Source organism: Bartonella queenslandensis AUST/NH15, assembly GCF_000312585.1.
Classification (GTDB): Bacteria; Pseudomonadota; Alphaproteobacteria; order Rhizobiales; family Rhizobiaceae; genus Bartonella; species Bartonella queenslandensis_A.
The window spans coordinates 150030-160504 of record NZ_HE998003.1; the positions used below are offsets into that span (position 1 = coordinate 150030).

Genomic DNA, 10475 nt, shown 5'->3' on the forward strand with positions numbered 1-10475 from the left:
CGCCACCGAAAGTTGGTGACGTCGTTGATTTTGAGTGTGAAGGGGATACCATTAAATCTATTTTCCCTATCTTAACTGAAAGTAAGTCACGGCAATCAAAAGTGACGTTAGCGGTCCTTTGTTTTTTTCTAGGTGGACTAGGAATTCATCGTTTTATGGTTGGTAAAGTTGGAACGGGCATTGCAATCCTTCTTATAAATATAATAAGTATAATAACTATACCATTTTTTGTAGGGATTATAGGGATTATTTTTATAATTATACCTTGGGTATTGATTGATTTTATAGTCATTTTAACAGGGAATTTTAAGGATAAAGATGGGTGTAAGATCACAAGTTAGTAGGATATCCAATATTTGTTATATAACAAAGTGGGGTATTTAGCTTACTTTGATTGTTTTGAGGGGGGTAAATTGGTGATAAAAAATTGTTTGCGTTTCTAGATTGAGTAATGAGGTGTTAATCAAAATCATGCATAGTTGGGCAGAATATTAAGAAACTTATGCTGTAAAGACTGTGCTATTTTATGTGGACAAAACAGAAACGTCGATCAATCAAAGTGCGCTTTGTACTACCTTTTATGACGGTGGGCGTTTTGAGCTATTTCAGTTACCATATTTATCATGGTGAGTATGGATTGTATTCACGCAGTGAAGTTAATCAGTATATTAGCGAATTAGAAAAGGAGCTTCATACAATAGAAGCTGAGCGACAATTCATTGAGAAGCGCATTTCTCTTTTACGCAATGGACATATTGAAAAGGACATGTTGGATGAGTATGTCCGAAAGAATTTGAACTTTTCTAAGCCAAATGAACTGACAATCTTAATACCTTTAAATGATATCAAAGGTAAATGAAAAATTGCTTAATTAAAACGACAAGCAGCAATGATATTGTTTAAGCCGATTCATAAGGCTTGTAACTTTTGTTCGTAAAGGTTATTCCTAAATAATCATAAAAGGGAGTTTAATATGGCAGAACGACTTAAAAAAAATTCTGCGTCGATGGCGCATACTGCGTTATCAAGCATTACAAAGAAAGCACCAATAGCAGATTTCACAAAAGAGGAAGAAATTGATGCTTATCGTGAAATGCTTTTAATTCGCCGTTTTGAAGAAAAAGCAGGGCAACTTTATGGTATGGGGCTTATTGGGGGGTTTTGTCATCTTTATATTGGACAGGAAGCTGTTGTTATAGGAACTTTAAAGGCAGCAAAAGAAGGTGATCAGGTTATTACGTCTTACCGTGATCATGGCCATATGTTAGCAGTTGGGATGAGCCCGCGGGGTGTCATGGCAGAATTAACGGGACGTCAAGGGGGGTTTTCCAAAGGTAAAGGTGGCTCGATGCATATGTTTTCTAAAGAGAAAAACTTTTATGGTGGACATGGTATTGTTGGCGCGCAGGTTCCCATAGGTTCAGGTTTGGCATTTTCGAATCAATATCTTGGTAAAGATAATGTGACATTGGTTTATTTTGGTGATGGTGCTGCAAATCAGGGGCAGGTTTACGAAAGTTTTAATATGGCTTCACTTTGGAAGTTGCCCGTTGTTTATATTATTGAAAACAATCAGTATGCTATGGGAACATCCGTTTCGCGCGCATCAGCAGAAACTGATTTTTCTCGTCGTGGTCTTTCTTTTGAAATTCCAGGTATTGTTGTTGATGGTATGGATGTTCGATCCGTAAAGGGAGCTGCGGATGAAGCAGTTTCTTGGGCTCGTTCGGGTAAAGGGCCGATCATTCTTGATATGCAGACTTATCGTTATCGTGGTCATTCCATGTCTGACCCAGCAAAATATCGTTCAAAGGAAGAAGTCCAAAAAATAAAAGAGGAACACGATCCGATTGATCAAGTAAAAAGTCGGATTCTTAAAAAAAGTTGGGCGAGTGAAGACGATTTAAAATCTATTGAGAAAGAGGTCCGTGCAATTGTTGCTGATGCGGCAGATTTTGCACAAAGTGATCAAGAGCCAGATGTTTCTGAGCTCTATACTGATATTTTAGTTTGATGCGAGGGAAGCAAGTATGTCTATTGATATTTTGATGCCGGCGCTTTCACCAACTATGGAAGAAGGTAAATTGTCTAAATGGCTCAAGAAAGAAGGAGATAAGGTTAGCGCTGGCGATGTTATTGCTGAAATTGAAACGGATAAGGCGACAATGGAAGTAGAGGCTGTTGATGAAGGGACACTTGGTAAAGTTTTTGTTCCTGAAGGCTCTGAAGGCGTAAAGGTTAACAGTGTTATTGCGGTTTTGTTAGAAGAAGGTGAGCGTGCTGAGGATATTTTGCAACCTACTAATACAGCACAAAAACCTAAAGTATCCTCCTCTTCTCTTCCTTCACCAGTTCCACAGTCTACACCTTTTGCTATACCTTCTTATTTTGATATTCCAGCAGGAACACAGATGGTGACAATGACAGTCCGTGAAGCGCTTAATCAGGCTTTGGCTGAAGAAATGCGGCGTGATGAAAAAGTTTTTCTTATGGGGGAAGAAGTTGCGCAATATCAAGGAGCCTATAAGGTTAGCCAAGGTTTGTTGGAAGAATTTGGGGAACGGCGGGTTATTGATACCCCCATTACAGAGCATGGCTTTGCTGGGTTGGCTGTTGGTGCTGCTTTTGGAGGGTTACGTCCTATTGTCGAGTTTATGACCTTTAATTTTGCCATGCAGGCAATGGATCAAATTATTAATTCAGCAGCAAAAACACGTTATATGTCTGGTGGACAAATGACTGCTCCTATGGTTTTCCGTGGTCCCAATGGTGCTGCTGCTCGTGTTGGTGCTCAACATTCTCAATGCTATGCTGCATGGTATAGTCATATACCAGGTCTGAAAGTTGTTATGCCTTATAGTGCTGCAGATGCAAAAGGTTTGCTAAAGGCTGCTATTCGTGATGATAATCCTGTTATTTTCCTTGAAAATGAGATTTTGTACGGGCATCAATTTGAGGTTCCTCAACTTGATGATTTTATTTTGCCCATTGGTCGAGCGCGTATTCATAAGTCTGGACAAGATGTGACGATTGTTGCATGTGGGATTGGAATGCATTACGCTGTTCAAGCGTTACCAGAAATTGAAAAACTTGGTATTGACGTTGAATTAATTGATTTACGGACCATTCGTCCGATGGATCTTCCAACGATCCTTTCTTCAGTTAAAAAGACAGGTCGTTTAGTAACAATAGAAGAGGGCTTTCCTCAGTCGTCTGTAGGAACTGAAATAGCAACACGTGTTATGCAGCAGGCTTTTGACTATCTTGATGCACCAATTGCGACGATTTCTGGTAAAGATGTTCCGATGCCTTATGCTGCTAATCTTGAGAAGTTGGCTTTGCCTGATACGGCTGAGGTTATTGAGGCCGTTAAGGCTGTGACGTACAGAGCATAACGGAGGAAAGCACAATGTCCATTAAAATTACAATGCCAGCGCTTTCCCCTACAATGGAAGAGGGAAATTTAACAAAATGGAATATTAAAGAGGGCGATAAAGTTTCCGCTGGGGATGTTATTGCTGAAATTGAGACAGATAAAGCGACGATGGAAGTTGAGGCTGTTGATGAAGGTACAGTTGCCAAAATTGTTGTTCCTGCTGGAACACAAGGTGTTAAGGTAAATGCTTTGATTGTTGTTTTAGCAGAAGAAGGAGAAGACTTAGCTGAAGCTGCAAAAGTTGCAGAAGAGCCCTTTTCTTCTACAACACAAGAACCAGAGAGCCTAAAACAGGCAGATTCTCTTAAGAAGATGGATTCAAAAGAGACAAAAATGTCTCATGAATCATCAGATCAGCAATTAATACAGCAAAGTAAAGAAGAGAATCGTCTTTTTGCTTCTCCTTTAGCGCGGCGATTAGCCTCTCAGGCAGGTCTTGATTTATCCCTTATTTCTGGAAGTGGTCCCCATGGACGTATTATCAAGCGCGATGTAGAAAAAGCTATGGGCGGTGATATTTCTCAAGCCTCTTACTCGTCACAGATCGGAGAGGCAGTCGCAGCCGGTGTTTCTGACAAACAGATATTGCAACTCTTCAAAGAGGATGAATATATCTTCACACCCCATAATAATATGCGTAAAACAATCGCTACACGATTGGTGGAATCAAAGCAAAGGGTTCCACATTTCTATGTGAGTGTAGATTGTGAGCTTGATGCACTATTAGCGTTGCGTACACAACTCAATGCTGCAGCACCAATGGTCAAGATGCAGGAAGAAGCTAAACCTACTTATAAGCTTTCTGTTAATGATATGGTCATTAAAGCTGTTGCACTTTCTTTGAAAGCCGTTCCTGATGCGAACGTTTCTTGGCTTGAAGGCGGAATGCTTCATCATAAACATTGTGATGTTGGGGTTGCTGTTTCTGTTCCCAATGGATTAATTACGCCGATTATTCGCCATGCAGAGGAAAAATCGTTATCGCTTATTTCCAAAGAGATGAAGGATTTTACAAAGCGTGCCCGTGAGCGCAAGTTAAAAATGGAAGAATATCAGGGTGGAACAACAGCTGTATCGAATATGGGGATGTATGGTGTAAAAAGTTTTTCTGCCATCATTAATCCACCCCATGCGACAATTTTTGCAATTGGTGCAGGGGAGCAACGCGCTGTTGTTAAAAATGGTGCATTAGCCATTGCAACAGTTATGTCGGTTACACTTTCTGTTGATCATCGTGCTGTTGATGGTGCTTTAGCAGCAGAGCTGGCACAAACTTTTAAGAAGATGATTGAAAATCCATTAGCCATGTTGGTTTGAACGACAGTTCTTCACGTAAATTGTGAGAGAGAGTATTAAGAGAGTGAAAGAAAAATTAAAGAGTTTAGAGAGCAATTTTATTGCTGCTTCTAGTTTGGATAAAGCATTTATGTGAATCTTAGAGTTAAAGGCATTAATTCTGTTATGTTGATTTTCAATCTTAAGTTCAAAAAGTGCATAACCGTTTTTATATATCCATGGAGGAATTACTGTGGAAAATCTTTATGATGTAATTGTGCTTGGATCAGGTCCAGGCGGATATGTAACCGCAATTCGTGCAGCACAATGTGGTTTTAAGACTGCGATTGTTGAGCGTGAACATTTGGGAGGGATTTGTTTAAATTGGGGATGTATTCCAACAAAAGCCCTTTTACGTTCGGCGGAAGTGAAGCATTTTGCTGAACATGCGAAAGATTATGGACTAAAACTTAATGGTTCAATTGAAGCAAACATAAAAGATGTTGTGACACGTTCACGCAGCGTTTCAGCACGTTTAAATGCTGGTGTTGGTTTTTTAATGAAAAAAAATAAAATTGATATTATCTGGGGTGAAGCGAAGCTTACGAAAGAGGCGAAAGGAAATCAGCCTGCGGAAATTACGGTTTCTTCGTCTTCCAAACCGGTTATGCAACCACAAAATCCAATCCCTAAAGGAACATTAGGGAAGGGGACTTATCAAGCAAAGCATATCATTATTGCAACGGGTGCGCGTCCTCGTGTTCTTCCTGGTATTGAGCCGGATGGAAAACTCATTTGGACTTATTTTGAAGCTATGATCCCGCCAGCAATACCGAAATCGCTTTTAGTCATAGGCTCTGGGGCTATTGGTATTGAATTTGCTTCCTTTTATCGTGATATGGGCGCTGAGGTAACTGTTGTTGAAATGATGCCTCACATCATGCCCGCTGAAGATATTGAAATTTCAACATTTGCTCGTAAACAGTTAGAGAAAAAAGGTTTACGTATTCTTTGTCAGGCAAAGGTAACAAAGGTTGAAAAAGATTCCAATTCCGTGATGATACATATTGATGTTAAGGGCAAAACAGAGACGATAACTGTTGACCGTGTGATTTCCGCTATTGGGGTGCAGGGTAATATTGAGAATCTTGGATTAGAAGCTTTGGGAATAAAAACCGATCGTGGGTGTATTATCACCGATGAATGGAGCTGGACAGGGGTTGGGGGTATTTATGCTATCGGTGATGTGGCAGGACCTCCTATGTTAGCCCATAAAGCAGAAGAAGAGGGCGTAATATGCATTGAACACCTTGCGGGTTTGAAAAATACGCATCCACTTGATAAAAGAAAAATTCCAGGATGCACCTATTGTACACCGCAAGTTGCTTCTGTAGGTCTTTCAGAATTGGAAGCAAAGGAAGCTGGTTATGATATACGTGTTGGTCGTTATTCTTTTGCAGCGAATGGCAAGGCGATTGCTTTGGGTGAAGATCAGGGACTAGTAAAAACGATTTTTGATAAAAAAACAGGACAGCTTCTTGGCGCCCATATGGTAGGGGCTGAGGTAACAGAACTGATACAGGGTTTTGTTATTGCCATGAATCTTGAAACAACAGAGGAAGAATTGATGCATACTGTCTTTCCACATCCGACCTTATCGGAAATGATGAAAGAAAGTGTATTAGACGCTTATGGTCAAGTTTTAAACGCTTGATGATTGGGTTTAAGTGAAAGATTTTATATTTTTCATTGCTATTTCGTATTTATAAGGCAAAGGCTTAAATGGTTACGGTTGTTGATAGAGTTACGAATAGACGTTTGCGTCATCCTGAAAAGGCGCATCGTCCGGATACAAGCGTTCAAAAAAAGCCCGATTGGATTCGTGTAAAAGCACCGACATCACCAATTTATAAAGAAACGCATGGTATTGTCCGTGCTCATAAATTAGTAACCGTATGTGAAGAAGCAGGTTGTCCTAATATTGGCGAATGTTGGAGCCAGCGGCATGCCAGTTTTATGATTTTAGGTGAGATATGTACGCGTGCTTGTGCTTTTTGTAACGTTGCAACAGGCCTTCCGCTTGCCGTTGATGATAATGAGCCAGAACGTGTAGCTGATGCTGTAGCACGGATGGAATTGAAGCATGTTGTTATTACATCTGTTGATCGTGATGATCTTGCTGATGGTGGCGCTGAGCATTTTGCAAAAGTTATTTATGCGATTCGTCGAAAAGCGCCTAAAACAACAATTGAAGTTCTTACACCTGACTTTCGTCATAAGGATGGTGCTTTAGAAGTTGTTGTTGCTGCTAAGCCTGATGTTTTTAATCATAACTTAGAAACAGTTCCTTCTAAATATTTGAAGGTTCGTCCAGGGGCGCGTTATTTCCATTCAATTCGGCTGTTACAACGCGTTAAAGAGTTGGATCCAACAATTTTCACAAAATCAGGAATTATGGTTGGCCTTGGGGAGGAACGAAATGAAATTCTGCAATTAATGGATGATTTACGTTCTGCTGATGTGGACTTTATGACAATTGGACAATATTTGCAGCCTACGCGAAAACATCATCCAGTTGTTCGTTTTGTGCCTCCTGAAGAGTTTGAATCTTTTGCCAAAATTGGTAAAGTAAAAGGTTTTTTACATATGGCTTCCAATCCTCTTACGCGTTCATCTCATCATGCAGGAGATGATTTTGCCATTTTGCAAAAAGCGCGTGATGAAAAATTTGCCTTACAGAGATAATTATGCCAACTTTTTCAACACATCGGCAAGTTGCTCATAGTGCTCGTGAGATGTTTGATCTTGTGTCAGATATTGAACGTTATCCCGAGTTTTTACCCATGTGTGAGGCTTTAATAATACGTTCTCGCAAAGAATGTGAGGAAAAGACATTGCTTCTTGCAGATATGACCGTTGGCTATAAGGTTATTCGAGAAACGTTTACGACTCAAGTTTTTCTTCAGCCTAAAAAAGGCTTGATAGAGGTTAACTATATTGATGGTCCATTTAAATATCTTGAAAATCGTTGGATCTTTCATAATATTGGAAATACCAATACATGTAATGTAGAATTTTTCATTGATTATGAATTTAAAAGTAAAATACTTGGACGTGTGATGGGCTCAATGTTTGATATTGCATTTCGTAAATTTACCGATGCTTTTGAAAAGCGCGCCCATCAGATCTATGGCTCTAGGGTAACATGATCTATTCCGTTATTTTTTAACAAAACCCATCGCTTATAAAGGTTTAAAGATGAAAACAGATTTTCATCTTTTTGAGGAAAAAATCTTTTAAACAGGACATCACAATATTATTAGATAATATATCGATTTATAATGATAACCTAGCGCTACTCATATTGAATTGAAATTTTCAATACCATAGGATTCTCTTGTTTAAAATCTATTTTATATTGAATCACTCAAACACACACGGCTCTCTTCACTTGTAACGTGCAAGCGAGTGCTCTTGATTGATTCAACATAAATAGGACTTGAGATCAGCTTATGATATTCAGGTTTTTTGCTTTTAAGTTGAGATACAATAAATTATTTTTTCAAGATACTGATGATTATGGACTCCAATGTGGAACAGAGAGTTTTGAAATTGATATGGGAATTCAGTGAAGTCGTTCCAGAATCATTTGAAAAGCATTTTCAACAGTTGCATGGCGGATAGCTTTGCGATCAAGATGACCAAAGTGCATTTCTTTGTGCAGTGGGGAGTGATTTTTGTAAGCAACTGCACAATGTACAAGTCCTACAGGTTTGTTCAGACTTGCACCTCCTGGACCTGCAATTCCTGTTACAGAAACTGCAATGTCAGCTTTTGAATGCTTTAATCCACCCTCAGCCATTGCAAGAGCAACTTCTTTTGAAACGGCACCATAGGCTTTTATAAGTTCAGCACATACGCCAACAAGGTGTGTTTTGGATTCATTGGAATAAACAACAAATCCACAATTGAAAACATCTGACGATCCTGCAATATTTGTGAGGCTTGCAGCAATGAGCCCTCCTGTACAAGACTCTACAGTTGTTAACAACAATCCCTTTTTGCGGCAGGTATTAAGAACTTCAAGCGCTTGTTTTTCATTAAAATATGTCATTGGGGAATTTCTCCTGGATAAAGAACACTTGCAGTTGCAAGAGCAGCAATTCCTTCACCACGACCAATAAAGCCGAGTTTTTCGTTTGTTGTTGCTTTGATAGAAATTCGATCAGGTGTCATTGCAAGTATTGTCATAAGATTTTCTGTCATGGCATGACGATAGGGAACAATTTCAGGGTTTTCAGCGATAATTGTGATATCAACATTGGCAATACGCCCCCCTGCTTGTTTTAGAAGGCTAAGAGCATGACGGAGAAAAATTTCTGATGATACATTTTTCCATTGAGGATCAGAAGGAGGAAAATGTGTACCGATATCTCCAGCACCTCGGGTTGCAAGAAGGGCATCTGTTAATGCATGAAGAGCAACATCCGCATCGGAGTGTCCATTTAATTTTTTATGAAAAGGGATCTTTATACCACATAATATAAGGAAATCCCCTTCCTCGAAAGAATGAACATCATAACCATTACCAATACGAATATCAGGAAACATTTGTATTTTTTTCTGGAGATATAAATGGGCGGTATCAAAATCTTTTTGCCATGTGATTTTTATATTATGAGGATCACCTGGAATGGTGCGCATAGGAAGACCAAACCATTCGGCAATTGCACAATCATCAGTGAAATCTTCTTTACCAACTCTTTTTGCTTGTTGATGGGCCGTTAAGATAGATTCAAAGGGAAAACACTGTGGCGTTTGTGCGCTATAAAGATGGGTACGGGGAATTGTTTCTAAAACACGCTGATTATCGATACGTTTAAGAGTATCAGAGACGGGGAGAACAGGAAGAACGCCTTCTTGATGTGTGAGGGTGTTATGAATGTTATCAAGGAGCTCGTTTTCGATAAAGGGACGTGCACCATCATGAATATGCACATATTGGGGATTGAATTTTTGAAGCGCCTGAAGCCCACGTAAGGTAGAAATTTGACGCGTATTGCCTCCTTCAACAATAATAAGGCGCTCTTTAAATTCGGCGAGTGCTTGTTCACAGATTTTATGATCTTTTGGATGAATAACAAGGATAATTGTTGTGATGGCTGGATGCTGTAAAAAACAATGCACGGTATGATAAATAATCGGCTTTTTTCCTAAAAGCCGATATTGTTTTGCAATTTTATGGGGAGATCCTGCTCTTTCACCACGTCCAGCGGCTAATATTATTGCTGCGATAGAAATACTGAATCTCCTTATGTTTTAACTTTAGTTTATTAATTATTAACTTTAAAATGATTGTGAAAGGATGGTCGTTGTAGATCAGCAAGGGATATCACGGATAACACTTCAAAAAAAGCATTTAATGCTTTTTGAAGTGCGGTATTTAAACCACAAAAATCGATCAATGGGCAATTGGGTTCTGCATTATCGAAACATTCTGCGAGAGAAAAGTTATCTTCTGTTACTTTCAAAACATCAGCAACAGAAATTTCTGCTGCCGGTTTAGCCAATTTAACACCACCATTGCGTCCACGCACCGTTTGTATAAAACCTGCTTGAACAAGCGGTTGAAGGATTTTAAATAAAAAAAGCTCTGAAACAGCATACGTTTTAGCAATTTCTGGAACACGACTGAGTGATCCCTGATTATCTGCACAATACATGAGCATTCGAAGAGCATAATTTGTTTGTTTTGTTAATCGCA

General features: G+C 39.3%; 11 protein-coding genes. 8 read left to right on the plus strand and 3 right to left on the minus strand.

Going from position 1 to position 10475, the window contains the following annotated elements:
* From BN338_RS05805 to BN338_RS05840, 8 genes are all read left to right on the plus strand, one after another.
* Positions 1-341: NINE protein (locus tag BN338_RS05805; RefSeq protein WP_039759939.1), on the plus strand; the 341-nt coding region annotated here is incomplete at its 5' end.
* Between the two features lie 185 nt (positions 342-526).
* Positions 527-859 carry an FtsB family cell division protein gene (locus BN338_RS05810; RefSeq protein ID WP_039759942.1) on the plus strand — a complete coding sequence of 111 codons (333 nt, stop codon included), beginning with the start codon at positions 527-529 and terminating at the stop codon, positions 857-859.
* Between the two features lie 114 nt (positions 860-973).
* Positions 974-2014: a pyruvate dehydrogenase (acetyl-transferring) E1 component subunit alpha gene (gene pdhA, locus BN338_RS05815; protein WP_039759943.1), complete on the plus strand. Its 1041-nt coding sequence runs from the start codon at positions 974-976 to the stop codon at positions 2012-2014.
* Positions 2015-2030: 16 nt separating this feature from the next.
* Complete coding sequence (locus tag BN338_RS05820; RefSeq protein ID WP_039759945.1) at positions 2031-3395, plus strand: pyruvate dehydrogenase complex E1 component subunit beta; 1365 nt, start codon at positions 2031-2033, stop codon at positions 3393-3395.
* A 14-nt stretch (positions 3396-3409) separates the two neighbouring features.
* Positions 3410-4753, plus strand: a complete 1344-nt coding sequence (locus BN338_RS05825; RefSeq protein ID WP_039759948.1) for a pyruvate dehydrogenase complex dihydrolipoamide acetyltransferase — start codon at positions 3410-3412, stop codon at positions 4751-4753.
* 211 nt (positions 4754-4964) lie between these two features.
* On the plus strand, positions 4965-6425 hold the full coding sequence (gene lpdA, locus BN338_RS05830) for a dihydrolipoyl dehydrogenase (RefSeq protein WP_039759950.1): 1461 nt from the start codon (positions 4965-4967) through the stop codon (positions 6423-6425).
* A 68-nt stretch (positions 6426-6493) separates the two neighbouring features.
* Complete coding sequence (gene lipA / locus BN338_RS05835) at positions 6494-7456, plus strand: lipoyl synthase (RefSeq protein WP_039759952.1); 963 nt, start codon at positions 6494-6496, stop codon at positions 7454-7456.
* A gap of 2 nt (positions 7457-7458) precedes the next feature.
* Complete coding sequence (locus tag BN338_RS05840) at positions 7459-7920, plus strand: type II toxin-antitoxin system RatA family toxin (RefSeq protein WP_039759953.1); 462 nt, start codon at positions 7459-7461, stop codon at positions 7918-7920.
* 416 nt (positions 7921-8336) lie between these two features.
* Here BN338_RS05840 and BN338_RS05845 read toward each other — a convergent pair whose 3' ends face one another.
* From BN338_RS05845 to rirA, 3 genes are all read right to left on the minus strand, one after another.
* Positions 8337-8825, minus strand: a complete 489-nt coding sequence (locus BN338_RS05845) for a CinA family protein (protein ID WP_039759954.1) — start codon at positions 8823-8825, stop codon at positions 8337-8339.
* Entirely contained in the window at positions 8822-10012 is a 1191-nt protein-coding gene (locus BN338_RS05850; RefSeq protein WP_198003685.1) for a bifunctional 2-C-methyl-D-erythritol 4-phosphate cytidylyltransferase/2-C-methyl-D-erythritol 2,4-cyclodiphosphate synthase, read from the minus strand. Before BN338_RS05850 ends, BN338_RS05845 begins: the two co-directional genes overlap by 4 nt.
* A gap of 32 nt (positions 10013-10044) precedes the next feature.
* Positions 10045-10475, minus strand: a 431-nt coding sequence (rirA, locus tag BN338_RS05855) for an iron-responsive transcriptional regulator RirA (RefSeq protein ID WP_039759957.1), incomplete at its 5' end; no start/stop codon positions are given.

Excerpts from the sequence above, each read along its gene's own strand:
- BN338_RS05840 (WP_039759953.1), top strand. The coding sequence starts at position 7,459 with ATGCCAACTTTTTCAACACATCGGCAAGTTGCTCATAGTGCTCGTGAG.
- pdhA (WP_039759943.1), top strand. The coding sequence starts at position 974 with ATGGCAGAACGACTTAAAAAAAATTCTGCGTCGATGGCGCATACTGCG.
- BN338_RS05845 (WP_039759954.1), bottom strand. The coding sequence starts at position 8,825 with ATGACATATTTTAATGAAAAACAAGCGCTTGAAGTTCTTAATACCTGC.
- lipA (WP_039759952.1), top strand. The coding sequence starts at position 6,494 with ATGGTTACGGTTGTTGATAGAGTTACGAATAGACGTTTGCGTCATCCT.
- BN338_RS05820 (WP_039759945.1), top strand. The coding sequence starts at position 2,031 with ATGTCTATTGATATTTTGATGCCGGCGCTTTCACCAACTATGGAAGAA.
- BN338_RS05825 (WP_039759948.1), top strand. The coding sequence starts at position 3,410 with ATGTCCATTAAAATTACAATGCCAGCGCTTTCCCCTACAATGGAAGAG.
- BN338_RS05810 (WP_039759942.1), top strand. The coding sequence starts at position 527 with ATGTGGACAAAACAGAAACGTCGATCAATCAAAGTGCGCTTTGTACTA.